22 protein-coding genes are annotated in these 26267 nt (G+C 67.0%); 18 read left to right on the top strand and 4 right to left on the bottom strand.

The annotated features are described in order from the left end of the window. The first annotated feature begins 7 nt into the window (after nt 1–7). Nucleotides 8–2275: an EAL domain-containing response regulator gene (locus tag ACWYRN_RS20545; RefSeq protein WP_488689544.1), complete on the top strand. Its 2268-nt coding sequence runs from the start codon at nt 8–10 to the stop codon at nt 2273–2275. 317 nt (nt 2276–2592) lie between these two features. Here the strand turns inward: ACWYRN_RS20545 and ACWYRN_RS20540 are convergent, their stop codons facing one another. Then, the gene (locus tag ACWYRN_RS20540) at nt 2593–3045 is read right to left on the bottom strand and encodes a CBS domain-containing protein (protein ID WP_229435461.1); all 453 of its coding nucleotides are present in this window, start codon (nt 3043–3045) and stop codon (nt 2593–2595) included. Between the two features lie 198 nt (nt 3046–3243). Between ACWYRN_RS20540 and ACWYRN_RS20535 the strand changes: the two genes are divergently transcribed. The 3 genes from ACWYRN_RS20535 to ACWYRN_RS20525 are packed head-to-tail and all read left to right on the top strand — an operon-like array spanning nt 3244 to nt 5686. Beyond that, nucleotides 3244–4554: an O-acetylhomoserine aminocarboxypropyltransferase gene (locus ACWYRN_RS20535; RefSeq protein WP_488689542.1), complete on the top strand. Its 1311-nt coding sequence runs from the start codon at nt 3244–3246 to the stop codon at nt 4552–4554. A gap of 2 nt (nt 4555–4556) precedes the next feature. Next, complete coding sequence (locus tag ACWYRN_RS20530; protein WP_488689541.1) at nt 4557–5384, top strand: alpha/beta fold hydrolase; 828 nt, start codon at nt 4557–4559, stop codon at nt 5382–5384. After that, nucleotides 5381–5686: an Mpo1-like protein gene (locus tag ACWYRN_RS20525; protein WP_488689540.1), complete on the top strand. Its 306-nt coding sequence runs from the start codon at nt 5381–5383 to the stop codon at nt 5684–5686. Before ACWYRN_RS20530 ends, ACWYRN_RS20525 begins: the two co-directional genes overlap by 4 nt. 248 nt (nt 5687–5934) lie before the next feature. Here the strand turns inward: ACWYRN_RS20525 and ACWYRN_RS20520 are convergent, their stop codons facing one another. After that, entirely contained in the window at nt 5935–7305 is a 1371-nt protein-coding gene (locus tag ACWYRN_RS20520; RefSeq protein ID WP_488689539.1) for a YihY family inner membrane protein, read from the bottom strand. Between the two features lie 62 nt (nt 7306–7367). Between ACWYRN_RS20520 and wrbA the strand changes: the two genes are divergently transcribed. The 14 genes from wrbA (at nt 7368) to ACWYRN_RS20450 (ending at nt 24459) form a co-directional block, all read left to right on the top strand. Continuing rightward, on the top strand, nt 7368–8003 hold the full coding sequence (gene wrbA / locus ACWYRN_RS20515; protein WP_488689538.1) for an NAD(P)H:quinone oxidoreductase: 636 nt from the start codon (nt 7368–7370) through the stop codon (nt 8001–8003). After that, on the top strand, nt 8003–8401 hold the full coding sequence (locus tag ACWYRN_RS20510; protein WP_488689537.1) for a DUF2069 domain-containing protein: 399 nt from the start codon (nt 8003–8005) through the stop codon (nt 8399–8401). Before wrbA ends, ACWYRN_RS20510 begins: the two co-directional genes overlap by 1 nt. Beyond that, nucleotides 8394–9803: an FAD-binding oxidoreductase gene (locus tag ACWYRN_RS20505; RefSeq protein ID WP_488689535.1), complete on the top strand. Its 1410-nt coding sequence runs from the start codon at nt 8394–8396 to the stop codon at nt 9801–9803. The genes ACWYRN_RS20510 and ACWYRN_RS20505 overlap by 8 nt, the downstream gene beginning before the upstream one ends. A 16-nt stretch (nt 9804–9819) precedes the next feature. Next, nucleotides 9820–10251 carry a DUF4124 domain-containing protein gene (locus ACWYRN_RS20500; protein ID WP_488689534.1) on the top strand — a complete coding sequence of 144 codons (432 nt, stop codon included), beginning with the start codon at nt 9820–9822 and terminating at the stop codon, nt 10249–10251. After that, nucleotides 10239–12800, top strand: coding sequence for an FtsX-like permease family protein (locus ACWYRN_RS20495; RefSeq protein WP_488689533.1), 2562 nt, complete (start codon nt 10239–10241; stop codon nt 12798–12800). The genes ACWYRN_RS20500 and ACWYRN_RS20495 overlap by 13 nt, the downstream gene beginning before the upstream one ends. Beyond that, the gene (locus ACWYRN_RS20490; RefSeq protein WP_488689532.1) at nt 12800–13864 is read left to right on the top strand and encodes a lipocalin-like domain-containing protein; all 1065 of its coding nucleotides are present in this window, start codon (nt 12800–12802) and stop codon (nt 13862–13864) included. The genes ACWYRN_RS20495 and ACWYRN_RS20490 overlap by 1 nt, the downstream gene beginning before the upstream one ends. 3 nt (nt 13865–13867) lie before the next feature. Further along, nucleotides 13868–15748, top strand: coding sequence for an ABC transporter transmembrane domain-containing protein (locus ACWYRN_RS20485; RefSeq protein ID WP_488689531.1), 1881 nt, complete (start codon nt 13868–13870; stop codon nt 15746–15748). 118 nt (nt 15749–15866) lie between these two features. Then, entirely contained in the window at nt 15867–17894 is a 2028-nt protein-coding gene (locus tag ACWYRN_RS20480) for a methyl-accepting chemotaxis protein (protein WP_488689530.1), read from the top strand. Nucleotides 17895–18131: 237 nt separating this feature from the next. Further along, the gene (locus tag ACWYRN_RS20475; RefSeq protein ID WP_488689529.1) at nt 18132–19223 is read left to right on the top strand and encodes a threonine aldolase family protein; all 1092 of its coding nucleotides are present in this window, start codon (nt 18132–18134) and stop codon (nt 19221–19223) included. A gap of 34 nt (nt 19224–19257) precedes the next feature. Next, nucleotides 19258–20052, top strand: a complete 795-nt coding sequence (thyA, locus tag ACWYRN_RS20470; RefSeq protein WP_488689527.1) for a thymidylate synthase — start codon at nt 19258–19260, stop codon at nt 20050–20052. A gap of 40 nt (nt 20053–20092) precedes the next feature. Further along, the gene (locus ACWYRN_RS20465) at nt 20093–20740 is read left to right on the top strand and encodes an MOSC domain-containing protein (protein ID WP_488689526.1); all 648 of its coding nucleotides are present in this window, start codon (nt 20093–20095) and stop codon (nt 20738–20740) included. A 124-nt stretch (nt 20741–20864) separates the two neighbouring features. After that, nucleotides 20865–21356, top strand: a complete 492-nt coding sequence (locus tag ACWYRN_RS20460; RefSeq protein WP_488689525.1) for a dihydrofolate reductase — start codon at nt 20865–20867, stop codon at nt 21354–21356. A gap of 2 nt (nt 21357–21358) precedes the next feature. Continuing rightward, nucleotides 21359–21991, top strand: a complete 633-nt coding sequence (locus tag ACWYRN_RS20455) for a DUF4337 domain-containing protein (RefSeq protein WP_488689524.1) — start codon at nt 21359–21361, stop codon at nt 21989–21991. 212 nt (nt 21992–22203) lie between these two features. Continuing rightward, nucleotides 22204–24459, top strand: a complete 2256-nt coding sequence (locus ACWYRN_RS20450) for an Orn/Lys/Arg family decarboxylase (protein ID WP_488689522.1) — start codon at nt 22204–22206, stop codon at nt 24457–24459. A gap of 320 nt (nt 24460–24779) precedes the next feature. Here ACWYRN_RS20450 and dcd read toward each other — a convergent pair whose 3' ends face one another. Then, nucleotides 24780–25346, bottom strand: coding sequence for a dCTP deaminase (gene dcd, locus ACWYRN_RS20445; protein ID WP_488689521.1), 567 nt, complete (start codon nt 25344–25346; stop codon nt 24780–24782). A 36-nt stretch (nt 25347–25382) separates the two neighbouring features. Beyond that, nucleotides 25383–26228, bottom strand: a complete 846-nt coding sequence (locus ACWYRN_RS20440) for an alpha/beta fold hydrolase (protein ID WP_488689520.1) — start codon at nt 26226–26228, stop codon at nt 25383–25385. Nucleotides 26229–26267: the final 39 nt, after the last annotated feature.

Below are 26267 nucleotides of genomic sequence, written 5' to 3'. Positions count from 1 at the left end.
AACAATAATGCCCGCATCGATTACGCCCGGAACCGGCTCCGACGCGCACGACGACCTGGTTTTCCTTGACGAGGCGCCGCCCGCGCCACCTGCCCCGCAAGACGCCCGCGCCACGTGGCGCATCCTGGTGGTGGACGACGACGCCGACGTGCACTCGACCACCACCTTTGCCCTGGCCAACCTCGAGGTCCAGGGCCGGCCGCTGGAATTCCTGCACGCCTATTCGGCGCGCGAGGCGCGCGAGCTGCTGGCGCGCGTGCCCGGCATCGCCGTGGTCCTGCTCGACGTGGTGATGGAGCAGCCCGACGCCGGCCTGCACCTGGTGCGCCACATCCGCGAGACCCTCGGCCTGCAGGAAGTGCGCATCATCCTGCGCACCGGCCAGCCGGGCTACGCGCCCGAGATGGACGCCATCCACGACCTCGACATCAACGACTACCGCACCAAGTCGGAACTCACGCGTACCAAGCTGTACACGGCGGTGGCGGCCGCGGTGCGCTGCTACCAACAGTTACATACGCTCACCCTGGGACGCGTGGCGCTGGAGCGCATCGCGCGCGCCGGCGCCGAGCTGATGAACCTGCACGTGCCGCGCGACATCGCACGCGCCGTGCTGAGCCATGCAGCCGCCGTGCTGCTGCAGGAACCCGGCGGCGTGCTGTGCGTGAGCGACAGCGGCGGCCTGCAGGTGCTGGGCGCGGCCGGCAGCTGCCTCGCATTCGAAGGCGGCGCCATGGAGCGTCACCGTGATCCCGAACTGCATGCCCTGGTGGCACGCGCCCTGCGCGAGCGCGCCAGCCAGCACACCCCCGAGCGCCTGGCGCTCTACTTCGCCGGCAAGTCCGGACGCGACTTCGCCGCCGGCCTGTATTTGTCCGAAGCGCTCACCGAAGGCCGCCGGCGCCTGCTCGACGTCTTCAGTAGCGTGGTGGCGGTCGGCGTCGACAACCTGGAACTGGTCGGGCGCCTGAACGACGCCGCCTTCTACGATTCCCTCACCGGCCTGCCGAACCGCGCCAGCCTGATCGAGCAGCTCGACGGCCGCCTGGCCGCTGCCAGAAGCGCCGCAGAGGGAGCTGCAGAGTCGGCCGACGTCACGCTGGCCCTGGTCGACCTCGACCACTTCGCCGAAAGCAACGACGCCCTCGGCCACCAGTTCGGCGACATGCTGCTGGTGGCGGTGGCGACGCGACTGCAGGCCAGCCTGTCCGGCCTGACGCTGGCGCGCATCGGCGGCGACACCTTTGCGGTGCTGGGCGCCGACGCAGCCTGCACCCCGCAGGCCCTGCACGCCCTGTTCGCCTCGCCCTTCGCCATCGACGGCCAGGACGTGCGCGCCTCGGCCACCATGGGCCTGGTGCGCCTGCGCGAGCACGACGGCAGCGGCGCCGACGCCCTGAAGGACGCCGACATCGCCCTGAAGCGCGCCAAGACCCGCCAGCGCGGCGGCCACTTCTATTTTTCGCGCAGCATGGGCGTCGAGATCCGCGAACGGGTCGACCTGATGCACGCATTGCGCTCCGGCTTCGGCCGCGGCGAACTGTTCCTCGACTACCAGCCCCAGATCGACCTGGCCAGCCGCCGCCCCTTCGGCGCCGAAGCCCTGCTGCGCTGGCGCACCGGCGATGGCCGCCTGGTGCCGCCGGACCGCTTCATCCCGATCGCCGAAACCTCGGGCCTGATCGTCGAGATCGGCGCCTGGGTGCTGCGCGAAGCCTGCGCCGAACTGGTGCGCCTGCGCGCGGCCGGCCACCTGGCCTTCACGATGTCGGTGAACGTCTCGCAGGCGCAGTTCCGCCATCCGCAGTTCGTGACGATGCTGCAGCGCGCCCTGGCCGACACCGGCGCCCCGCCCGCCTACGTGGAACTGGAAATCACCGAGTCGATGGCGATGGAAGACCCGCGCCACCTGGCCGAGATCCTGGGCGAGGTCAAGCGCACCGGGGTGTCGATCGCCATCGACGACTTCGGCACCGGCTTTTCCTCGCTCTCGCACCTGCAGCGCCTGCAGGTCGACCGCCTGAAGATCGACCGCGCCTTCGTCTCCGAAATCACCGGCTCGGCGCGCGGCAGCAGCATCGCCGAAATGGTGATCCAGCTCGGGCGCAACCTGGGCCTGTCGGTGATCGCCGAAGGGGTCGAGGACGAACGCCAGGCGCAGATCCTGTCCACGCTCGGCTGCCCGCTGGCGCAGGGCTTCCTGTTCTCGCGGCCCTTGTCGCCGGGGGCGCTGCGCGAATGGCTGGGCGCGCAGGTGCTGAACGACGCGGCTTGAAGCCTGTCCTTTAAAGGCGCGGCCCCACTCAAGGTGAAGATCGGACCGGAGCGTCAACTGTAGGGTGGGCACTCCGTGCCCACGCGGTACGCACGCATCCGTAGTCAGTACCAGCGAGGCATCGCCCGCAGAGCATCCAATGGACACGCACGATCGCGTCACGGGCTGCGCTTGGAGTTTGCGGGCGAAACATCACCGCAGCGGGTGCAAGGACACACACGTACCGCGTGGGCACGGAGTGCCTAGCGCGGCCCGGCCCACCCTACAGTCACGGTTCCAGGCCATTGCACGGACCCGGAACCGCAGGCCGTCCGATATCAGTCCTCCGCCGCCTGCTCCGCCGGCCAATCCCGGATATACGCCTTCAGCATGCGATTCTCGAAGCTCTGCGCTTCCAGCACCGCGCGCGCCACGTCGTAGAACGAGATCACGCCCAGCAGCGTCTTGGCATTCATCACCGGCAAATAGCGCGCGTGCTTCTCGAGCATCATGCGCCGCACTTCGTTGACCTCGGTGTCCGGGGTCACGGTGATCGGGCTGTCGTCCATGTAGCGGCGCACGGTGCCGTTGCCGACCGAACCGCCGTTTTCGTGCAGCACCTTGATGACTTCGCGGAAGGTCAGCATGCCGACCAGGTCGCCGTATTCCATCACCACCAGCGAGCCGATGTCCTTTTCCGACATCGTGTTCACCGCTTCGGCCAGCGGCATATCCGGCGTCACCGTGTACAGGATGTTGCCCTTGACCTGCAAAATCTCGGAGACTTTCATGCTAGCCACCCCCGCGTCAGATAAATTATTCACTGTAAATACTTTGATAAAAGACTGAGTTGAATGTAGCGCAAGCCTAGCAGAAAATCCAGTTTTCCGAGGAAGACGCCCGCGCCGGTCCCGCCGATGGGCACAGCTTGCCGATTCGATGCTAGGATTCTGCGCATAATTATTTCATTAAAGAGACAAGAGACAACCATGAGCGGTCCACGATACCCCGGTTTCGACACCCTGTCGCTGCACGCCGGCGCCGCGCCCGACCCGGCCACCGGCGCACGCGCCACCCCGATCCACTTCACCTCCTCGTTTGCCTTCCGCGATTCCGATCACGCCGCCTCGCTGTTCAACATGGAACGCAGCGGCCATGTGTATTCGCGCATCTCGAACCCGACCAACGCCGTGCTGGAAGAACGCATCGCCGCGCTCGAGGGCGGCGTGGCCGGCATCGCCACCGCCAGCGGCCAGGCCGCCATGCACCTGGGCCTGTCGACGATTGCCGGCGCCGGCTCGCACATCGTGGCCTCGCGCGCCCTGTACGGCGGCTCGCACAACCTGCTGGCCTATACCCTGAAGCGCTTCGGCATCGAGACCACCTTCGTCGACCCGCGCGACCTCGACGCCTGGCGCGCCGCGATCCGCCCCGAAACCCGCGTCCTGTTCGGCGAAACCCTGGGCAATCCGGGCCTGGACGTGCTCGACATCCCGCGCATCGCCGAACTGGCCCACGACTGCGACCTGCCGCTGATGGTCGACAGCACCTTCACCACGCCGTATCTGCTGCGTCCCTTCGACCTCGGCGCCGATTTGCTGTTCCACTCGGCCACCAAGTTCCTGTGCGGCCACGGCACCGCCATCGGCGGCCTGCTGGTCGACGGCGGCACCTTCGACTGGCAGGCGGCGCATGCACGCACGGGCCGCTACGCCGAACTGTGCGAGCCTTACGAGGGCTTCCACGGCATGGTGTTCGCGGAAGAGTCGACCGTCGGCGCCTTTGCCCTGCGCGCGCGGCGCGAAGGCCTGCGCGACTTCGGCGCCGTCATGAGTCCGCACAATGCGTTTGCCATCCTGCAGGGTATCGAGACCCTAGGCCTGCGCATGGAACGCCACGTCGCCAACACGCGCCGCGTGATCGCCTTCCTGCTGGCGCATCCGATGGTCGAGTCGGTGTCCTACCCTGAGCTCGACACCCACCCTGATCACGAGCTCGCCAAGACCCTGCTGCCGAAAGGCGCCGGCGCCGTCTTCACCTTCACCCTGAAGGGCGACCGCGCCGCCGGCCGCCGCTTCGTCGACGGCCTGAAGGTGTTCTCGCACCTGGCCAACGTGGGCGACGCCAAGTCGCTGGTCATCCATCCTGCCTCGACCACCCACTTCCGCGTGCCCACCGAGCAGTTGGCGGCGTCGGGCGTGAAGGAAGGCACGATGCGCCTGTCGGTCGGACTGGAAGACCCGGACGACTTGATCGAGGACCTGGCGCGCGGCCTGAAACTGGCGCAGAAAGGGGCGTGAGCATGCAACTCGACCTCAACGGACATTCCGCCTACGCCTACACCGGCGGCAAGGCCTTCGATTGCGCCCTGCCGACCATCGTCTTCATCCACGGCGCCCAGAACGACCACTCGGTCTGGGGCCTGCAATCGCGCTGGTTCGCGCACCACGGCTACGGCGTGCTGGCGGTCGACTTGCCCGGCCACGGCCGCAGCAGCGGGCCGGCACTGGCCAGCGTCGAGGCGATGGCCGACTGGCTGCTGGCCCTGCTGGACGCGGCCGGCGTGCGCCGCGCCCTGCTCGCCGGGCACAGCATGGGTTCGCTGGTGGCGCTGGAAGCGGGCGCGCGCGCACCAGGCCGCGTGCGCGGCCTGGCCATGCTCGGTACGACCTGGCCGATGAAGGTGTCGGACAGTCTGCTCGCCACCTCGCGCGACGACGAGGACGCCGCCATCGACATGGTCAACATCTGGTCGCATTCGGGCATCGCGCAAAAGCCGTCCAGCCCCGGACCCGGCTTTTCGGTGATGGGCGGCGCACGCCGGCTGATGCAGCGCATGTCGGCCATCAACCCGGACGCCCTGTTCCACACCGATTTCGCCGCCTGCAATGCGTATGCGAACGGCGAAGCGGCGGCCGGTGCGGTGCGCTGCCCGGCCGTGTTCATCTTCGGTGCCAGGGACATGATGACGCCGCCGCGTTCGACGGAGCTGCTGACTGGCGCCATTGCGCATGGCAAGGTGGTGACGGTGGACGCCGGGCATTCCCTGATGGCCGAGCAGCCGGACGCGGTGCTCGACGCCCTGATCGCGTTTGCCGCCACACTCGACCACGAGGAGAGCACGCCATGACCGTCCGTTACAGCAGCTTCAGCGAGTTCTATCCCTATTACCTGACCCAGCACGCCGACCGCCGCTGCCGCCGTGCCCACTTCATCGGCACCTCGGCCGCGCTCCTGGCGCTGCTGGCGGCGCTGCTGAGCGGCAGCGGCTTGTGGATCGTGGCGGCCCTGGTGCTCGGCTACGGCGGCGCCTGGGTCGGGCATTTCTATTACGAGAAGAACCGGCCCGCCACCTTCGACCAGCCCTGGCTGTCGTTCAAGGCGGACTGGGTGATGTACTGGCAGATGTTGACGGGGAAGTTGAGCTGGTAGCTCGGAAATCCGGGACAGCGACCGTACGGTGGGCACCCCGTGCCCACGCGGAAGCTGGCGTGGTGATGGCGCCCTTTGATGACGCGGTAGCGGATACTCGAAACGCATCCAAATGATCATTTGGCGACGCCAACAATGATCAACGATCACGGAGGGAATTACGTTATCACCTGGCCACGTTCCGCGTGGGCACGGCGTGCCTTGCGCGGCCCGGCCCACCGTACGGTCACCATCTCGAGCTGAACGCCTCACCTGGTCCCGAAATACTCATCCACGCTCTGGTCCAGCCCCGCCTCCACCGCAGCCTCGACACTGCGCGCCAGCCCGGCCGTATCCAGCGCCAGCGGCGAATCTGCCGCCGGCACCGCCGCCGTCAAGCCCGCCCCGGCCCCGCCGAACACGAACAGCCGGTACACATCGGCCACCTTCAGCTTGCCCGGATCGGCCAGCAGGACCCAGTCGTCCTGCCCGGCGCGCACGGTGCGGCCCCACTGCGTGTGCGCCGGCACCTCGGACTGCACCCGCCCGACCCAGCCGGCCGTCACCATCTGCTCCAGCAGCAGCCCCAGCTCGTCGTAGCCGATGCGCGTGTGGGCCCGGATCGCGGCGCTCGATAACAGCGCCGAGCCAGTAGCATGCGCACCGCCATGCAGCACCTTGAGCACCGCCATCGCATCGACAAAGGCGCCGCCGGGCGCCGGCACGTGCCACCAGCGCTCGTGCCTGACCACCGGCAGGGCGGCGGCGACCACGGCGCCGACCAGGGTGATCAGCCAGGACAAATAAATCCAGACCAGGAACAGCGGCAGCGCCGCCAGCGCGCCGTAGATGATGGCGTAGGCCGGGAACTGGCGGATGAACAGGGCGAACAGGCGCTTGGCCAGCTCGAAGGCGAGCGCCGCCGCCAGCGCGCCCCACAGGGCGTCGCGCCAGTTGACGTAGCGGTTCGGCACGGCCACGTACAGCAGGGTATAGGCGCCGCTGGTCAGGGCCAGCGAGGCCAGGGTCGAGAACAGGCTGGCAAACAGGCTGCCGACCAGCGGCACCGAGCGCGTGATGCCGTCGGTGGCGGTGAACAGCTGCGAGGTCACGGTGATCGACAGGCCGAACAGCAGCGGCCCGAGCGTGATCAGGGCCCAATAGATCAGCACGCGCTGCAGCAGCGGGCGCGGCTGGCGCACGCGCCAGATCTGGTTGAAGACGCGCTCGATCATGCCGATCATGGCCGTCGAGGTGATCAACAGGGCCACCGCCCCGACCGCCGACAAACCCTTGGCCTTGCTGGCGAACTGGGTCAGGTTCGAGATGATCGTGTTGGATATCGCCTTCGGCATCAGGGCCTGGGCGAAGTAGGTTTCGATGGCCGTGCGGAGCTGACCGAAAATCGGAAACGTGGTAAAAATCGCCAGGACGATCGTCAGCAGCGGCACCAGCGCAAGCGTGGTCGTAAAGGTGAGGCTGCCTGCCACCTGGGGCAGTTTTTCCTCGCGCAGGCGGCGCCGCGCAAAGCGCAGCAGGTCGCGCACCTCCAGCAGCGTGAGGGCGCGCACGCGCTCGGCGCCGACGTTGAACATGTCGCTGGTGGAACGCGAGATCGAGTGAACCGTTTTGGAAAGCATATTGTCGTTTTGATTCGCTCTGAAAGATTAGCACTTGAGCAAAGCATCCTATAATACCAACGATGAACCCACCGTCCCTGACTATTCTCGTTTTGTACTACTCGCGCCATGGCGCCACCCGTAAACTCGCCGAGCTCATCGCACAGGGAATCGAGTCCGTTCCCGGCGCCGAGGCGCGCCTGCGCACCGTGCCCGCGGTGTCGACGGTGGCCGAGGCGGTCGCGCCCGACATCCCGGCCGGCGGCGCGCCCTATGTCGAACTGCAGGACCTGCACGAGTGCGCCGGGCTGGCCCTGGGTTCGCCGACCCGCTTCGGGAACATGGCGGCGGCCATGAAATACTTCCTCGACGGCACGGCAAGCGAATGGCTGGCCGGCACCTTGTCCGGCAAGCCGGCCGCCGTGTTCACCTCCACCGGCAGCCTGCACGGCGGCCAGGAAGCGACGCTGCTGTCGATGATGATCCCGCTGCTGCACCACGGCATGCTGGTGATGGGCCTGCCCTACGCCCACCCGGAACTGATGAACACGGCCAGCGGCGGCAGCCCCTACGGCGCCACCCACTGGGCCGGAATCGACGGCGACAAGCCCATCACGGAAGACGAGAAGCGCCTTGCCATCGCGCAGGGCCGCCGCCTGGCTGAAGCCGCCGCCCGCCTGCAATCGCCATTGCACACACCACTGCACGGACCACGCTGATGGAAACCCCAAAGATCTTTCACGCCGGCGCCATTGCCAGCCTGATCTGGCTGATCGGCTGGCTGGTAGCCTGGGAAATCTGGGTCGCCCCGCTGCATCCCGGAGGCTCATTGCTGGCGCTGAAGGCGCTGCCCCTGCTGGTGCCGCTGCGCGGCGTCATCAAGCGCGACCTCTACACCCTGCAATGGTCGTCGATGGTGATCCTGGTCTACTTCGCCGAGGGCGCGGTGCGCGCCTGGAGCGACGAGCTGGAAGCCTCGCGCCTGATGGCCATGGGCGAGATCGTCCTCGTCTGCGTGTATTTCGCCTGCGCCCTGCTCTACCTGCATCCGTACAAGAAGGCGGCGCAGCGCATGGCCAAGGAGCTGCTCGACAAGGTGAAAGTACCGCATGACTGATGCCTTCCTCGCGCGCTGCCGCGCAGTCTGCGGCGCGTCGCGGGTGCTGACCGGGGCGCCCGAGATGGCGCCCTTCCTCACCGACTGGCGCGGCCGCTTCACCGGCCGCGCCCGCGCCGTGCTGCTGCCCGGCAGCCGCGACGAGGTGGCGCAACTGGTGCAAGCCTGCGCCGAACACCGCGTGCCCATCGTGCCGCAGGGCGGACGCACCGGCCTGGTGCTGGGCAGCGTGCCCGACGCCAGCGGCGAAGCCGTGGTGATCTCGCTGCGCCGCCTGGACCGCATCCTCGGCGTCGACACCGTCAACCGCACCATCACCGTGCAGGCCGGCTGCATCCTGCAGCAGATCCAGGACGCGGCCCAGGAAGCCGGCCTGCTGTTCCCGCTCTCGCTGGCGGCCGAGGGCAGCTGCACCATCGGCGGCAATTTGTCGACGAACGCCGGCGGCACCGCCGTCCTGCGTTACGGCAACACGCGCGACCTGTGCCTGGGCCTGGAAGTGGTCACGCCCCAGGGCCGGATCTGGGACGGCCTGCGCGGCCTGCGCAAGGACAACACCGGCTACGCCCTGCGCGACCTTTTTGTCGGCGCCGAGGGCACGCTCGGCATCGTCACCGCCGCCGTGCTGAAACTGTATCCGCAGCCGAGGGCGTCGACCACGGCGCTGGTCGCCATGGCCACGCCCGAGCGCGCCCTGGCCCTGCTGTCGCTGATGCAGGACGTGTGCGGCGCCAGCCTCACCGCCTACGAGTTGATGTCGGACTTTTGCCTGCGTCTGGTCGGCACCCATTTCCCGCATCTGCCGCGCCCGTTCGCGCACAACCATGCGCAATATGCCTTGCTGGAAGTGTCGAGCAGCGAGTCCGAGGCGCACGCGGTCGGGCTGCTGGAAGCGGGCATCGAAGCCGCGCTTGAGCAGGGCCTGGCCGACGACGCGGTGGTGGCCATGTCCGGCGCCCAGTCGGGCAGTTTGTGGCAGCTGCGCGAGCACATCCCGCTAGCGCAGGCCGCGGCCGGCAAGAACATCAAGCACGACGTCTCGCTGCCGATCTCGCGCATCGCCGAATTCATCGCCAGCACCGACCGCCAGCTGGCGGCCAGCTTCCCCGGCTGCCAGGTGGTCTGCTTCGGCCACCTCGGCGACGGCAACCTGCACTACAACGTGGCGCCGATGGAAGGCGTGGCGCACGAGGCCTTCCTCGCCAACCAGGAGGCCATCAACCGCATCGTGCACGACAGCGTGGCCGCCTTTGACGGTTCGATCTCGGCCGAACACGGCATCGGCGCCCTGAAGCGCGAGGAACTGGTGCGCTACAAGGATGCGGTCGAACTGGACATGATGCGTGCCATCAAGGCGGCGCTCGACCCGCTCGGCATTATGAACCCCGGCAAAATTCTGTGAACCGGGGAACGCATCGATGAAAAATTTTTTGGTGGCAATCATTGCCTGCCTAGCGGCGCAAGGCGCGCTGGGGGGCAGCATATACAAGTGTACGGTCGCCGGCAAGGTGGCCTACGGCGACCAGCCCTGCGCCGACGGCGCCGGCACCGAACTTGCCGTGCGCGCCGCCCCGCCGCCCGACAAGGCGGCAAGCGAGAAACTGGCGGGCGACCGCCTGCGCCTGCTGGCGCTGGAAAAGGAACGCGCCGCCGGCGAACTGCGCGCAGAACGCGAGCGCCAGCGCGCCGCCAAAGCCTTTGCCATGCAGCGCCAGAAATGCGAGCGCCTGCGCCTGAAGCAGAAGTGGCTCGACGAAGACCTGGGCCGCGCCCGCGGCGAAGCCGTGGCCGGTGCGCGCCTGAAGGCAAAACGGCAGGCGGAGGCGCTGGCGGTGGAATGTCCGGCCTGAACAATCTCTCTCCTCTCCTGTCGCGCTGGCTGCTGCTGGGCGAATGGCGCGCGCATCCGGTGCGCGCCGTGCTGGCGATCGCGGCGATTGCGGTCGGCGTGGCCATGGGCTTTGCCATCCACCTGATCAACGCCGCCGCCTTTAACGAATTCTCGGCCGCGATCAAGAGCCTGTCCGGCCAGGCCGACATCCAGGTGCTGGGCCGCGAGGCCCTGTTCGACGAAACAATCTATCCGCGCCTGGCAGAATACGAAGGCGTGGCGCTGGCCTCGCCGGTGCTCGAGGTCCAGGCCGCCGTGCCGAGTGCGAAAGGCGCATTGCGCATCGTCGGCATCGACCCGCTGCGCGCCGGCTACATCGCGCCCGACCTGCTCGGCGTGCCGGGCGAGGGGCGCGGGGCCGATGTGCTGGCCGACGACACCGTGTTCTTGTCGCCCGCCGCGCAAAGCTGGCTGGACCTGCGCGACGGCGCGACGCTCACGCTGCGCGCCGGCACCGCCGACTTCAGCCTGCGCGTGGCCGGCCCGGTGCAGGCCGCCCGCCCGGGCCAGCGCATCGGCGTAATGGACATCGGCGCCGCCCAGTGGCGCTTCAACCAGCTCGGCAAGCTCTCGCGCGTGGACCTGAAACTGCGCGACGGCGTGAACCGTGCCGAATTCGAGGCGCGCCTCACGCGCGAGCTCGAACGCGATTTTCCGGGGCGCTTTCGCATCGGGCAGCCGAACGACAGCGACCAGGAAAGCCGCAACAACAATCTGAGCCGCGCCTACCGCGTGAACCTGACGGTGCTGGCCCTGGTGGCGCTGTTCACCGGCGCCTTTTTGGTGTTCTCGACCCAGGCCCTGTCGGTGATGCGGCGGCGCAGCCAGTTCGCGCTGCTGCGCGTGCTGGGTGTGGAGCGCGGCCAGCTGCTGCGCCAGGTGCTGCTCGAAGGCGCCAGCCTGGGCGTGATCGGCGCCCTGCTCGGCGTGGCGGCCGGCTACGTGCTGGCGGCGCTGGCGCTGCGCTTTTTTGGTGGCGACCTGGGCGCCGGCTACTTCCCGGGCATCAAGCCGCAGGTGGTGTTCACGCCGCTGGCGGCCTTTGTCTTCTTTGCCCTGGGCCTGGGCGTGGCCCTGCTCGGCTGCCTGGCGCCGGCCTGGGACGCGGCGCGCGCGCGGCCGGCCGTGGCCCTGAAATCCGGCAACGACGAAGCGGCGCTGGCGCGCCTGGCGCGGGTCTGGCCTTCCCTCGTCTGCCTGGCGCTGGCGGCGCTGTTCGCGCTGGCGCCGCCGGTGTTCGAGCTGCCGCTGTTCGGTTACCTCGCCATTGCCTTGCTGCTGATCGGCGGCATCGGCCTGATGCCGCGCCTGGCCGCCAGCGTGTTCCGCCTGCTGAACCGGCCGCTCTTGACCCGCCCGGCGCCGCCGCCGGTGCTGGCGCTGACGCTGTCGCGCCTGGCGAATGCGCCGGGCCAGGCCTCGATTGCGCTGGGCGGCGTGCTGGCCAGCTTCAGCCTGATGGTGGCGATGGGGATCATGGTTGCCAGCTTCCGCGTGTCGGTGGACGACTGGATGCGCCACATCCTGCCAGCCGACCTGTACGTGCGCACCGCCGCCGGCGGCAGCAGCGGGGCGCTGGGGCCGGACGAACAGGCGGCGATCAAGGCCACGGCCGGCGCCGGCCAGGTGCAGTTCCTGCGCACGCGCCCGGTTTCGCTGGCGCCAGACCGGCCCGACGTGGTCCTGATCGCGCGCGACATCGATGCGGCGGACCCGGGCCGCCTGCTGTTCCTGGTCGGCGCCTCCAGCCCGCTGCCGCAGGGTGCGCGGCCGGCCTGGGTCTCCGAAGCCATGCTCGACTTGTACGGCGCACGCGTCGGCCAGGCGATCACCCTGCCGCTGGGCGGCAAGCCGGCGCCCTTCTTTGTCGCCGGCGTCTGGCGCGATTACGCCAACCAGTCCGGTTCGGTCGTGATCCGCTTGCCGGACTACCGCGCGCTGACCGGAGAAACTGCGGTGACCGACGCCGCCATCTACGCCGGCGGCGAAGCCGCCACCGACCGCATCGAAAAAGCCCTGCGCGCCCTGCCCTTCGGCCCCGCGCTGCAGCTGGCCCGGCCCGGTGACATCCGCGCCGCCAGTCTGCAGATTTTTGATCGCAGCTTTGCCGTCACCTACCTGCTGGAGGCGATCGCCATCGTAATCGGGCTGTCCGGCGTGGCCGCCACCTTCTCGGCCCAGACCCTGGCGCGGGCGCGCGAGTTCGGCATGCTGCGCCACGTGGGCGTGACGCGCGGCCAGGTGCTCGGCATCCTGGCCTGCGAGGGCGGGCTGCTGACCGGCCTGGGCGTGGCCTGCGGCTTTGCCCTGGGCCTGGTGATCAGCCTGATTCTGGTGTTTGTCGTGAACCCGCAATCCTTCCACTGGACCATGCAGCTGCACCTGCCCTGGGGCTTGCTGGCTACCGTCGCCGCCGTGCTGGTCGGCGCCTCGGTGGCCACGGCTCTGGTGTCGGGGCGCTATGCCTTGTCCGGCGGGCCGGTGCGGGCGGTGAGGGAGGATTGGTGATGCGTGTGGTTTTCTTGATCCTGCTGTGGGTGAGCCAGCTGGCGTTCGCCGCGCCGCCGGTGTTTGCGCCGGTCACACCGGGCCGGGCCTTGAGCTTCCCGCTCGATTACGGCGCGCACCCGGACTTTCGCACTGAATGGTGGTACGTCACCGGCTGGCTGCAACAGGCGGACGGCAAGCCGCTCGGCTTCCAGGTCACCTTCTTTCGCAGCCGCACCGCGCACGACACCGCCAACCCGAGCGCCTTTGCGCCGCACCAGCTGGTGATCGGCCATGCCGCGCTGTCGGATCCGGCGGTCGGGCGCCTGCTGCACGACCAGCGCAGCGCGCGCGAAGGCTTCGGCCTGGCCTGGGCCAAGACCGGCGATCTTGATGTCAAGCTCGACGACTGGCGCATGCGGCGCGCGCCGGACGGCAGCTACCGCGTCACGGTGAAGTCCGGCGAGATGAGCATGGACCTGGTCTTGACCCCGACCCAGCCGGTGCTGGTGCAGGGCGAAGGCGGCTATTCGCGCAAGGGCGCGGCCGCGCAGCACGCGAGTTACTACTACAGCCACCCGCAGCTGCGCGTGAGCGGCACGGCCGGGCGGCCCGGTGCGGCGGGCGCGGTGACGGGCAGCGCCTGGTTTGACCATGAATGGTCGAGCGAAGCCCTGCAGCCCGAGGCCAGCGGCTGGGACTGGATGGCCGCTAACCTCGACGACGGCTCGGCGCTGATGGCTTTCCAGATCAGGGCCAAGGGAGGTGGTAAACTATGGGCGCACGCCACCCTGCGCGACCGCGCCGGCAAGGTCACCCGCTACACACCCGACCAGGTGCGCTTTACGCCGCAGGTGCGCTGGAAGTCGCCGCGCACGCATGCCGAATACCCGGTTGCCACCACGATAGCCATCGGCGCCACGCGCTGGCAGGTCACGCCCCTGCAGCAGGACCAGGAACTCGACTCGCGCCGCTCGACCGGCGCCGTGTACTGGGAAGGCGCGGTCACGGTGGCGCGCGACGGCGTGCCCGCCGGCCGCGGCTACCTGGAGATGACCGGCTACCTGCGTGATATGAAGCTTTAGAAGATGACACGAGACAGAACAACAACAGGCAACACCTTGACCGAACCCGTGAACAAACCCGTGACCAAGCAATCCCCCGGCAACACCCGTACCGCATCCTCCGCCCCCGCGAAGGGCAGCCTCGCCGCCTTCAAGGGCCTGTTCCCCTTCCTGCGCCCCTACCGCCGCCAGTTCATCCTGGCCGGCATCGCCCTGCTGTTCGCGGCCGGCGCCACGCTCGCGATCCCGGCCGCCTTCAAGCAGATGATCGACCTCGGCTTCGGCGCGGCGGCCGGCGCGCACAGCATCAAGAACGTCGACGCCACCTTCCTCGCCCTGTTCGGTGTGGCCACCGTGCTCGGGATCGCCACCGCGGCGCGCTTCTACATGGTGTCGTGGCTGGGCGAACGCGTGACGGCCGACATCCGCAGCGCCGTCTACAGCCACGTGGTGAACCAGAGTCCGGAATTCTTCGAGACCACGCAAACCGGCGAAGTGCTGTCGCGCCTGACCACCGACACCACCCTGATCCAGGCCGTGGTCGGCACCAGCATATCGGTCGCCCTGCGCAATGTGCTGCTGTTCATCGGCGGCCTGGTGATGCTGTTCGTGACCGACGCCAAGCTCACCGCCATCATCTTCGGCCTCCTAATCGCCGTGATCGTGCCGATCGTGCTGTTCGGACGCCGCGTGCGTAAGCTCTCGCGCGATTCACAGGACCGCATCGCCGATGCCTCGGCCCTGGCCGGCGAAATCCTGAACGCCATGCCGACCGTGCAGGCCTATACCCACGAGAAGATCGAAGCGCGCCGCTTCGGCGCCTCGGTGGAAGGCGCATTCGCGGCCGCCATGCAGCGCATCCGCGCGCGTTCGCTGTTGACCATGCTCGCCATCGTGCTGGTGTTCGGCACCATCGTCTTTGTGCTGTGGCTGGGCGCGCATGCGGTCCTGCGCGGCAGCATGACCGGCGGCGAACTCGGGCAGTTCATCCTGTACGCCTCGATCGTCGCCGGCTCGATCGGCGCGCTGTCCGAGGTGATGGGCGAGGCCCAGCGCGCCGCCGGCGCCACCGAGCGCCTGCTCGAACTGCTGGCCGCCCGCTCGGACATCCGCAACCCGGCCCACCCGCAGCCGCTGCCGCGGCGCACCACCGGCGGGGCTGCGCTAGCCCTGCAGGACGTGACCTTCGCCTACCCGTCGCGCCAGGACAGCGCCGCGCTGTCGCACGTCTCGCTCGACATCCGGCCCGGCGAGACCGTGGCCGTGGTCGGCCCTTCGGGCGCCGGCAAGACCACCCTGTTCCAGCTGCTGCTGCGCTACTACGACCCGCAGGCCGGCGCGATCCGGCTCGACGGCGTCGATATTCGCGACCTCGATCTGCACACCCTGCGCGACGCGATCGGCATCGTGCCGCAAGACACGGTCATCTTCTCGGCCGACGCGATGGAAAACATCCGCTACGGCCGCCCGGACGCCAGCGACGAGGAAGTGATTGCGGTAGCGAAGCTGGCCGCGGCCCACGAATTCATCGAGCGCCTGCCCCAGGGCTACCGCTCCTTCCTCGGCGAGCGCGGCGTGCGCCTGTCCGGCGGCCAGCGCCAGCGCATCGCCATCGCGCGCGCCCTACTGAAGAACCCGCCGCTGCTGCTGCTCGACGAAGCCACCAGCGCCCTCGACGCCGAATCCGAGCGCCTGGTGCAGGGCGCGCTGGAAGCGGCCATGGTCGGACGCACTACCATCATCATCGCGCACCGCCTGGCCACCGTGCAGCGCGCCGACCGCATTGTGGTGATGGAAGACGGGCAAGTGGTCGAGACCGGGACGCATGCTTCGCTGGTGGCCCAGGGTGGCATCTACGCCAACTTGGCTGCTTTACAATTTCATCACATACATATACAAGGATGATACAAAGCGTTGTTGCGCAACAGCATTTGCAATGATATGGATCAACTTTCGTTGCGATGAGGAATAACCTGCGCTTATGATCGGGAGAGAAACCGGTACTTCCTTTATTTCTCTTACCATGTCTAAGCGACCATTCCGTATTGCCAACTGGAGCGTCGGCTCCAAGATCAGCGCCTTCAGTTTCGCCCTGGTCGGCGTCATCATCGGCGCCCTGGTGCTCACCATCAGCGCCACCACCTCGAGCCTGCTCGAGGAACGCGCCGACCACAATGTCTCGACCGAACTGAACGGCCTGGTGGCCACCGTCGAGCTGTTCAACAAGACGGTCTCGAACGAGGCGGTCAGCTTCGGCAAGATCTTCGCCGCCGGGTTCAAGGGCAGCTTCGCGCTCGACGCCGGCGAGACAGTCGACATCGGCGGCAAGGCCGTGCCCAGCTTGAAGATCGACGGCAGGGTCCTGAACCTCGACTTCAGCGCCGCCGACCGCTTCTCCAGCGAAACCGGCGGCAACGCCACCATCTTCGCCGCCAGCGGCGACGACTTCGTGCGCATCAGCACCTCGGTGAAGAAGGAAAACGGCGAGCGCGCCGTCGGCACCGCGCTCGACCACGCTGCGCCCGCCTATGCCGCCCTGCGCGAGGGCAAGGTCTACGTCGGCCTGGCGACCCTGTTCGGCAAGCAGTTCATCACCCAGTACGAACCGGTGCGCGACGCCGGCGGCAAGGTGGTCGGCGCGCTGTACGTGGGCGTGGACATCAGCGCCCACCTGGCGGCCCTGAAGGGGCGCATCCGCGCCGCCCAGGTCGGCGAAACCGGCTACTTCTACGTGCTGAACGCGGCGCCCGGCAAGGCCTTTGGCGAGCTGGTCGTGCACCCGACGCAGGAAGGCCGGAACATCCTTGCCAACAAGAGCGCCGACGGCCGCGAGTACGTCAAGGAGATCTTGCAGACCAAATCCGGCAAGATCAGCTACGACTGGCAAAACCCGGGCGACAAAGCGGCGCGCGAGAAGTTCGTCGTCTATACCTGGTTCAAGGACTGGAACTGGGTGATCGCCGGCGGCACCTATGCCGACGAGATCACGGCCGAGGCCACCACGCTGCGCAACCGCTACATCAGCTTCGGCCTGGTGGCGCTGGCCGCCTTTGCCGCCGTGCTGTACGCTTTTGTGCGCCGCGCCGTGACGCGCCCGCTGGCCGAGGTGCGCGACGCTGCCGTGCGCATCGCCGAAGGCGACCTGACGGTGCAGATCGCCAGCCGTGGCCAGGACGAGATCGGCCGCCTGACCGACGCCATGAACGGCATCAGCCGCAATCTGTCCTCGGTGGTCGGCAACGTGCGCGACGGCGCCGAGCAGATCGCCAACGCCTCGCAGGAAATCTCGACCGGCAACCTCGATTTGTGCTCGCGCACCGAGGAACAGGCGGCCAGCCTGGCGACCACGGCGTCGTCGATGGGAGAGCTGACCGAGACCGTGCGCCAGAACGCCGACCACGCGCGCCAGGCCAACGCGCTGGCCGTGAGCGCCTCCAGCGTCGCGCAAAAGGGCGGCAGCATGGTGGCCCAGGTGATCGACACCATGGAATCGATCAACCAGTCCTCGCGCAAGATCGGCGACATCACCGGCGTCATCGACGGCATCGCCTTCCAGACGAATATCCTGGCGCTGAACGCGGCCGTGGAAGCGGCGCGCGCCGGCGAGCAGGGACGCGGCTTCGCGGTCGTGGCCAACGAAGTGCGCAACCTGGCCCAGCGCAGCGCCGCCGCAGCCAGGGAGATCAAGGCCCTGATCGCCGCCTCGAACAGCGATGTGGAAGCCGGTAGCCGGCTGGTGAGCGAAGCCGGCGCCACCATGAACGAGGTGCTGGCCAGCGTCGGCCGCGTGACCGACATCATGGCCGACATCAGCGCCGCCAGCGCGGAGCAAAGCAGCGGCCTCGAGCAGGTGAACCTGGCGATCGGCGAGATGGACGAATCGACCCAGCGCAACGCGGCGCTGGTCGAGGAAGCCAGCGCGGCGACGCAGGCGATGCAGGACCAGGCGGCGCAACTGGCGCGCGCGGTGCGTGCGTTCCGGCTGGATGCGGCGGCGGCCAACGCGGCGCTGCCGGCGCCGGCAAAGCGCCCAGAGCTGACCCTGGGTTGATTTTACGGGGTTCGTAGGGTGGGCTCTCGAGCCCACGCGGTATGGCACCGCTGCGTCATCGGTCAGTTCCGGCAGTCGCCATAATTCGTGTTCCGTGGCCTCGCATGGTGAGACCGCGTGGACACAGGTGTCCACCGTACGTACTACTCGGCTGGTGACGCCGGTGGGCACAAGTGATTTGCGCGGCCCGCCCCGCCCAACAGTGTAAACTTGCGCTCCACCCGAACGGAGCCCATCTTGACCGACGCCGACCTGATCCGCCGCTGCCACACCATCTTCCCCGGCCACCGCGCCCGCCGCCCCGCCGAACTGTACGCCAACATGGCCGCCTGGTGCGAAGCCAACGACATCGAACACGACGTCTACGGCAGCGGCGACCTGATCGAATCGTTCGAAAAGAAAATCGCCGCTCTGCTCGGCTTTCCAGCCGCCGTGTTCTGCATCAGCGGCACCATGACCCAGGTCACCGCCCTGCGCCTGGCCAGCACCGACCGCAACCGGGCTCCGGTCGCCCTGCACCCGACCTCGCACATCTTCGTGCACGAGCGCTCCAACTACCAGCTGCTCGATCACTTCGACGCCCTGCAGGTAGGCGACCGCCACCGCCCCTTCACCGCCGCCGACCTGGGCGCCATCCCCGACCGCCTCGGCGCCGTGGGCCTGGAGCTGCCGATGCGCGAGATCGGCGGCCAGGCGCCTTCCTGGGAGGAACTCGAAGCCATTAAGGCCCACTGCAAGGCGCGCGGCGCCCACCTGCACATGGATGGCGCGCGTTTGTGGGAAACGGCAGTCGGCTACGGCAAACCGGTCGCCGAGATCGCGGCCGGCTTCGATTCGGTGTACGTGTCGCTGTACAAGGGCATCGGCGGTCTGGGTGGCGCCATGCTGGCCGGCAGCGCCGACTTCGTGGCGCGCGCTGCCGAATGGTTCCGGCGCCAGGGCGGCAACGTCATCCACCGCTCGCCGTATATCGTGGCCGCCGCCATGCAGTTCGATGCACGCCTGGCCGCGATGCCGGCTTACTTCAAACGCACCGAGTTCCTGTTCGAGGCCCTGCGCGCGCATCCGGAGATCCACGTGAATCCCGCACGCCCCGCGGCCAACATGCTGCACCTGCACCTGCCCGTGAGCCGCGAACGCGCGCTGGCGATCCGCGAGCGCCTGGCCGAGCGCCATGGCGTCTGGCTGTTCAACCGCATCAACCACGGCGTGCTGCCGGATACCAGTTACTTCGAGCTGTACGTCGGCGACAATCTGCTGCACGCGCCGGACGAGAAGGTGGTCGAGGCGCTGGCCCTGCTGGCAGCCGAACTCCGCACGCCTGCATAAGTTACAATGGCGGGTTTTCCCACGAAAGACTGCGATGCGCCAATACCTCGACTTCATGCGCCATGTGAAAGAGCATGGCGCCCATAAAACGGACCGCACCGGCACCGGCACCGTGTCCGTGTTCGGGCACCAGATGCGCTTCGACCTGCAACAAGGTTTCCCGCTGGTGACCACCAAGAAGGTGCACCTGAAGTCCATCATCCATGAACTGATCTGGTTCCTGCAGGGCTCGACCAACATCGCCTACCTGAAGGAAAACGGCGTCTCGATCTGGGACGAATGGGCCGACGCGAATGGCGACCTCGGCCCGATCTACGGCTACCAGTGGCGCAACTGGCCGGCGCCGAACGGCGAGCACATCGACCAGATCGCGCAGGTGCTGGAACAGATCAGGACCACGCCGGACTCGCGCCGGATGATCGTATCAAGCTGGAACGTGGCCGACATCCCGCAGATGAAGCTGCCGCCCTGCCATGCCTTCTTCCAGTTCTACGTGGCCGACGGCAAGCTGTCGTGCCAGCTGTACCAGCGCAGCGCCGACATCTTCCTCGGCGTGCCCTTCAACATCGCCTCGTACGCGCTGCTGACCCACATGATGGCCCAGCAGGCCGGCCTGGAAGTGGGCGATTTCATCTGGACCGGCGGGGACTGCCACCTGTATTCGAACCACCTCGAGCAGGCGGACTTGCAGCTCTCGCGCGAGCCCTTCCCGTTGCCGAAGCTGGTCATCAAGCGCAAGCCCGACTCGCTGTTCGACTACCGCTTCAAGGACTTCGAGGTCGTCGATTACCAGTCGCATCCGGGCATCAAGGCGCCGGTCGCGGTCTGACGTTCGCTGGCCCGCGATGGTCATCGGCCAGGTTCGTTCCTTGTCGCTGCGTGCAGACCGCCGCGCGTTGCCGGTTCGCGTCGAGCGCGCCGTGGCGCTGGCAGGTCAAGGCTTCGAGGGCGATGTCCACGCCGACCCGATCTCGCCGCGCCAGCTTCTGCTGGCCAGTTCCTCGGTGTACGAATCGCTCGGTCTTTCCGCGCACACGCTGCGCGAGAACTTGCTGGTCGATGTTGATACGGCCAGTCTCGCTTCCGGCACCATTCTCCAGATTGGCGCAGAGGCGCGCATCCGCCTGATGTTCGCGTGTGAAGCCTGCGGCCAGCTGGACCTGCAGCGCCCTGGCCTGGCGCGGGCGCTCGGCAACCGACGCGGCATGCTGGCGCGCGTCGTCGACGGCGGTACCGTCGTTGCAGGCGATACCATCGTGCAGCTGGACGAGCGCATGCCGCCCTGGCTCGACGACTGGCGCGCACGGGTGACGGCGGTACTGGATGCCGCGCCGCCCGGCAGCGTCGTCGAATATGGCCAGCTGGCTCGCCTGGCCGGCATCCAGTCCAGCTATTGCCGCGCTTTTCCGCGTTTCTTGGCCAAGATGGGGCCGCACTATGCGAACCGGGCGGTCGCAGCCGGAAGTGGCAGCAAGGCACCGCGCTGGAACGGTTCGGGGCTGTTCGGCCAGTCTTGAGAGCCAGCATCTTGACAGACACCGCAAGTCACGACACCATCTGCCGACTTCATTGCATTGCAACAAGGAATCACACCATGCACGCCCTTCCCTCTTCTTCCGCAATGCCGCAGGCGGTATCCCAATGACCCGCCTCACCATGGTCGTCGCCATCGACGCCGGGCGCGGCATCGGCGTCAACAACCAGCTGCCCTGGCACCTGCCGGAAGACCTGGCCCACTTCAAGCGCGTCACGCTCGGCCGCCCGATCATCATGGGCCGCAAGACCTTCGACTCGATCGGCCGCCCGCTCCCGGGCCGGCAGAACATCGTCGTCACCCGCAACGCCGACTGGCAGCATGAGGGCGTCGATGCCGTCACCTCACTCGACGCGGCCATTGCGATGGTCGAGGGCGACGAGGCCAGCATCATCGGCGGCGCCCAGATCTTCAGCGCGGCCCTGGATGTGGCCGACCGCATGATCGTCACCGAGATCGCCCACACCTTCGCCTGCGACACCTTCTTCCCAGCCATCGACCCGGCCGTATGGGAAGAGACCGCGCGTGAAACCCACCACTCGGACAAGAACGGCTACGGCTACGCCTTCGTCACCTACGAGCGGAAGCCGGCAGCATGAGCATGTCGACGCTTCCGGCCCCCGCTTCGCGCGGCGGCGACGGCTTTGCCGGCAAGGTGGCGGTGCTGATCGCGATCCTGGCCACCATCGGCACCCTGTTCGGCTTCATCGGCAACAGCAGCTACAACGAAGCGGCGCTGCTGAAGAACAGCGCGGCCATCGACAAGACCAGCGCGGCCAATGCCTGGAACCACTACCAGGCCAAGTCGAACAAGCAGAACCTGGCGGAGCTGGCCACCAACCTGCCCGGCGTCGACCACGTGCACTACCGTACCGAGGTGCTGCGCTACCAGCAGGAGAAGGACGAGATCCGGCTTGAGGCCGAACGCTGGGAAGCGTCGTCGGCGACGTTCAGCGCGCAGTCGGAAGAGGCGCTGCACCGCCACCGCCAGTGGTCGCTGGCCTCGGTCGCGCAGCAGATCGCGATTTCGCTGGCCGCCGTGGCGCTGCTGGCGCGCCGCACCTGGCTGCTCGGCGCGACCGTCACCGTGGCCGCCTTCGGCCTGGTGATCGGCGCCTTCGCCTGGCTGCACGTGGAGCCGACGCCGCTGGTGGCGGCGCCCTTCGTCGCGGCGCTCGGTGCCATCCTCGGCGTGGAATTGTTGAAGAGCCTGGGACGGCGCGCACGCGGCTGAACTACAGCTGAACTACAGCTGTACTGCGGCTGAACCGCGCTGCTGACTGCTACAGTGCGCCGCCCCAAGGCGCATGTGGTTACCCTAACAGAAAAAGTTCACCGGACAGCGGGTTTTCTGCGAAAATCCGCTTCTTATTTTTCGGTGCCGTGTGAGCGGGCCGCGTCAACCCGACGCGGCTGCCCCCACGGCGCTTCGCATTGGAGCTGTCAATGAAATTTCGCTTCCCCATCGTCATCATCGACGAGGATTTCCGTTCCGAGAACACGTCCGGTCTCGGCATTCGCGCGCTCGCCGCAGCGATGGAAAAAGAAGGCATGGAGGTCCTGGGCCTGACCAGCTACGGCGACCTGTCGCAGTTCGCCCAGCAGCAGTCGCGCGCCTCGGCCTTCGTGCTGTCGATCGACGACGAGGAATTCGGCGGCGGCTCGTTCGAGGAAACCGACTTCGCCCTGACCCGCCTGCGCGCCTTCGTGCAGGAGATCCGTCACAAGAACTCGAACATCCCGATCTACATCTACGGCGAGACCCGCACCTCGCGCCACATCCCGAACGACATCCTGAAGGAGCTGCACGGCTTCATCCACATGTTCGAGGACACGCCGGAATTCGTGGCGCGCCACATCATCCGCGAAGCCAAGGCCTACCTGGACTCGCTGGCGCCGCCGTTCTTCCGCGCGCTGGTGAACTACGCCTACGACGGTTCCTACTCGTGGCACTGCCCTGGCCACTCGGGCGGCGTCGCCTTTTTGAAGAGCCCGGTCGGCCAGATGTTCCACCAGTTCTTCGGCGAGAACATGCTGCGCGCCGACGTCTGCAACGCGGTCGAGGAACTCGGCCAGCTACTGGACCACACCGGCCCGGTCGCCAAGTCCGAGCGCAACGCCGCGCGCATCTACAGCGCCGACCACTGCTACTTCGTCACCAACGGCACCTCGACCTCGAACAAGATGGTCTGGCACTCGACCGTCGCCCCCGGCGACATCGTCGTGGTCGACCGTAACTGCCACAAATCGATCCTGCACTCGATCATCATGTGCGGCGCGATCCCCGTGTTCCTGATGCCGACCCGGAACAACCTCGGCATCATCGGCCCGATCCCGCTCGAAGAATTCACGCCCGAATCGATCGCCCGCAAGATCGAGGCGAACCCGTTCGCACGCGAAGCCAAGGACAAGAAGCCGCGCATCCTGACCATCACCCAGTCGACCTACGACGGCGTGGTGTACAACGTGGAAGTGCTGCGCGAGATGCTCGATGGCCGCATCGACACCCTGCACTTCGACGAAGCCTGGCTGCCGCACGCGACCTTCCACGACTTCTACAAGAACATGCACGCGATCGGCCGCGACCGTCCGCGCGCCAAGCAGTCGATGATCTTCTCGACCCAGTCGACGCACAAGCTGCTCGCAGGCCTGTCGCAGGCTTCGCAGGTGCTGGTGCGCGAATCGGAATCGGTCAAGCTGGACCAGGACGCCTTCAACGAAGCCTTCCTGATGCACACCTCGACTTCGCCGCAGTACTCGATCATCGCGTCCTGCGACGTCGCAGCGGCCATGATGGAAGCGCCGGGCGGCACCGCCCTCGTGGAAGAATCGATCCTGGAAGCGCTGGACTTCCGCCGCGCCATGAAGAAGGTCGACGCCGAGTACGGCGAAGACTGGTGGTTCAAGGTCTGGGGTCCGGACGTCGAAGGCGAGGAAGGCATCGGCGAGCAGAAGGACTGGATGATCCGCGCCGAGGACGACTGGCACGGCTTCGGCAACCTGGCCGAAGGCTTCAACATGCTCGACCCGATCAAGTCGACCATCGTCACGCCTGGCCTGTCCCTGGACGGCAAGTTCGGCGAGACCGGCATCCCGGCCTCGATCGTCACCAAGTACCTGGCCGAGCACGGCGTCATCATCGAGAAGTGCGGTTTGTACTCGTTCTTCATCATGTTCACGATCGGCATTACCAAGGGCCGCTGGAACACCCTGGTGACGGCGCTGCAGCAGTTCAAGGACGACTACGACCGCAACAAGCCGATGTGGCAGGTGATGCCGCAGTTCGCCTCGGCGAATCCGCGCTACGAAGACCGCGGCCTGCGCGACCTGTGCACGCAGATCCACACCTTCTACAAGCAGTACGACGTGGCGCGCCTGACCACCGAGATGTATTTGTCGGACATGGTGCCGGCGATGAAGCCGTCGGACGCTTTCGCCAAGATGGCGCGCCGCGACATCGAGCGCGTGGCCATCGAGGACCTGGAAGGCCGCACGACTGCCATCCTGCTGACGCCTTATCCGCCGGGCATTCCGCTCCTGATTCCGGGCGAGCGCTTCAACAAGACCATCGTCGATTACCTGCGCTTCGCACGCGACTTCAACGAACGCTTCCCGGGCTTCGAGACCGACGTGCACGGCCTGGTCAAGCGTGAGATCGATGGCAAGCTGGGGTACTTCGTCGATTGCGTCAAACAGGACTGAGACAGGACTGACTGAAGTCGCAGCCTGATGTGAAAAGAGGAGCCGCTGGCTCCTCTTTTTTTGTCGCTGAAATCGCTACGGCATGCACCGCGATGTTTTCGTAGGGTGGGCACTTGTGCCCACGCGGTATAGGACTGCCGCGTACAGCGCCATCTGAAAACATCTCAGATGCTTACACGGTGACTCCGTTACGTGCGCCTGTGCGCAAAAGGTGAAACCGCGTGGGCACAAGTGCCTAGCGCGGCCCGGCCCACCCTACCCGGGCAAGCACCAGCGTCGCGATATGATACGGATTCAGGTGCCTGCTTTCAAAAACTCTATCAGGTCTTCGGCAAGGTCACGCCATGCTGCCCCTGGTACTTGCCGCCACGGTCCTTGTACGACGTCTCGCAGACTTCATCCGACTCGAAGAACAACACCTGCGCACATCCCTCGCCCGCGTAGATCTTGGCCGGCAGCGGCGTCGTGTTCGAGAATTCCAGCGTCACATAGCCTTCCCACTCCGGCTCGAAGGGCGTGACGTTGACGATGATGCCGCAGCGCGCATAGGTCGACTTGCCCAGGCAAACGGTCAGCACATTGCGCGGAATACGGAAGTATTCCATGGTGCGTGCCAGCGCGAATGAATTCGGCGGGATGATGCAGACATCGCTCTTGATGTCGACAAACGACTTCTCGTCGAAGTTCTTCGGATCGACGATCGTGCTGTTGATGTTGGTGAAGATCTTGAACTCGTCGGCGCAGCGGATATCGTAGCCGTACGACGAGGTGCCGTAGGAAATGATGCGGCGGCCGTCGGCCTCGCGGACCTGGCCCGGCTCGAAAGGTTCGATCATGCCGGTTTCCTGCGCCATACGGCGGATCCATTTATCGCTTTTAATTGCCATGCTGCTCTTTCAGGGGATGCGGAAAATCCCGCGATTTTACGCGAAAAGACCGCGCCGGTCGTCCTTCGCCGTATCATTCTGACCAGCCCGCCCAGCCAGCAGGCGCACGATCATGTCGTGGGTGAGTTGTGCCGCACGCGCTGGATGCTCCATCGGATACAGGTGGCTGCCCTCGGTCATCACGAAGTTGGCGCCGACCAGCTTGCGCGTCGACGCCAGCCCGGCCTGTCGCAATTCCTGGGAACGGTCGGCGCCGATGAAACCGACCGGCACCGGAAAGTCGTGGCGGATCACCTCGCCCATGTGATGCGGCAGCGAGTTGTAGATGTCGGTTTCGATGGCACGGTCGAAGCGCAGCTGCACACCCTGGGGATGCGGCTTCAGGCCGACGTCGAGGTAATCGTCGAGCACGCCCGGGGCCCAGGCGGCGAAGATGTCCTTCGAGATGAAGTGCTGGTAGGCCGCATGCCGATCGGGCCAGACATTGCGGCGGCGCTCGGAAAAGCGTGCCGGCGAAAACTTGGTTCCCTTGCCCAGGGCTTTCACGATGCGCCAGAGGAAGGCGCGCCAGCCCGCCACCACCGGCGAATCGAGCATGACCACGCATTGCGCCAGTTCCGGACGGCGCGCCGCCGCCATGGTACTGAGCATGCCGCCGAGCGAATGGCCAACCAGGATCACCGGCCGGCCATACCCTTCCAGCTCGGCGATCAGCTCGTCCACCAGCCCGCTCCAGCCTTCGCCCACCGGGTAGCGCGGATCGTGCCCGACCATGTCGGTGCTGTGCACGTCGTAATGCGCGCTCAAGCCTTCGAGCAATTGACGATAGGTACCGGACGGGAAGCTATTCCCGTGGCAAAAATGCAGCAAGGGTTTGGTCATGGAGCACGGGACGCAGGAAACGGATGAGGTTTCGATTGT

This window comes from Massilia sp. BAP21 (assembly GCF_057801335.1).
This window is presented reverse-complemented; position numbering and strand designations above follow the sequence as displayed.

Excerpts from the sequence above, each read along its gene's own strand:
- ACWYRN_RS20545 (WP_488689544.1), top strand. The coding sequence starts at position 8 with ATGCCCGCATCGATTACGCCCGGAACCGGCTCCGACGCGCACGACGAC.
- ACWYRN_RS20540 (WP_229435461.1), bottom strand. The coding sequence starts at position 3,045 with ATGAAAGTCTCCGAGATTTTGCAGGTCAAGGGCAACATCCTGTACACG.
- ACWYRN_RS20535 (WP_488689542.1), top strand. The coding sequence starts at position 3,244 with ATGAGCGGTCCACGATACCCCGGTTTCGACACCCTGTCGCTGCACGCC.
- ACWYRN_RS20530 (WP_488689541.1), top strand. The coding sequence starts at position 4,557 with ATGCAACTCGACCTCAACGGACATTCCGCCTACGCCTACACCGGCGGC.
- ACWYRN_RS20525 (WP_488689540.1), top strand. The coding sequence starts at position 5,381 with ATGACCGTCCGTTACAGCAGCTTCAGCGAGTTCTATCCCTATTACCTG.
- ACWYRN_RS20520 (WP_488689539.1), bottom strand. The coding sequence starts at position 7,305 with ATGCTTTCCAAAACGGTTCACTCGATCTCGCGTTCCACCAGCGACATG.
- wrbA (WP_488689538.1), top strand. The coding sequence starts at position 7,368 with ATGAACCCACCGTCCCTGACTATTCTCGTTTTGTACTACTCGCGCCAT.
- ACWYRN_RS20510 (WP_488689537.1), top strand. The coding sequence starts at position 8,003 with ATGGAAACCCCAAAGATCTTTCACGCCGGCGCCATTGCCAGCCTGATC.
- ACWYRN_RS20505 (WP_488689535.1), top strand. The coding sequence starts at position 8,394 with ATGACTGATGCCTTCCTCGCGCGCTGCCGCGCAGTCTGCGGCGCGTCG.
- ACWYRN_RS20500 (WP_488689534.1), top strand. The coding sequence starts at position 9,820 with ATGAAAAATTTTTTGGTGGCAATCATTGCCTGCCTAGCGGCGCAAGGC.
- ACWYRN_RS20495 (WP_488689533.1), top strand. The coding sequence starts at position 10,239 with ATGTCCGGCCTGAACAATCTCTCTCCTCTCCTGTCGCGCTGGCTGCTG.
- ACWYRN_RS20490 (WP_488689532.1), top strand. The coding sequence starts at position 12,800 with ATGCGTGTGGTTTTCTTGATCCTGCTGTGGGTGAGCCAGCTGGCGTTC.
- ACWYRN_RS20485 (WP_488689531.1), top strand. The coding sequence starts at position 13,868 with ATGACACGAGACAGAACAACAACAGGCAACACCTTGACCGAACCCGTG.
- ACWYRN_RS20480 (WP_488689530.1), top strand. The coding sequence starts at position 15,867 with ATGTCTAAGCGACCATTCCGTATTGCCAACTGGAGCGTCGGCTCCAAG.
- thyA (WP_488689527.1), top strand. The coding sequence starts at position 19,258 with ATGCGCCAATACCTCGACTTCATGCGCCATGTGAAAGAGCATGGCGCC.
- ACWYRN_RS20460 (WP_488689525.1), top strand. The coding sequence starts at position 20,865 with ATGACCCGCCTCACCATGGTCGTCGCCATCGACGCCGGGCGCGGCATC.
- ACWYRN_RS20455 (WP_488689524.1), top strand. The coding sequence starts at position 21,359 with ATGTCGACGCTTCCGGCCCCCGCTTCGCGCGGCGGCGACGGCTTTGCC.
- ACWYRN_RS20450 (WP_488689522.1), top strand. The coding sequence starts at position 22,204 with ATGAAATTTCGCTTCCCCATCGTCATCATCGACGAGGATTTCCGTTCC.
- dcd (WP_488689521.1), bottom strand. The coding sequence starts at position 25,346 with ATGGCAATTAAAAGCGATAAATGGATCCGCCGTATGGCGCAGGAAACC.
- ACWYRN_RS20440 (WP_488689520.1), bottom strand. The coding sequence starts at position 26,228 with ATGACCAAACCCTTGCTGCATTTTTGCCACGGGAATAGCTTCCCGTCC.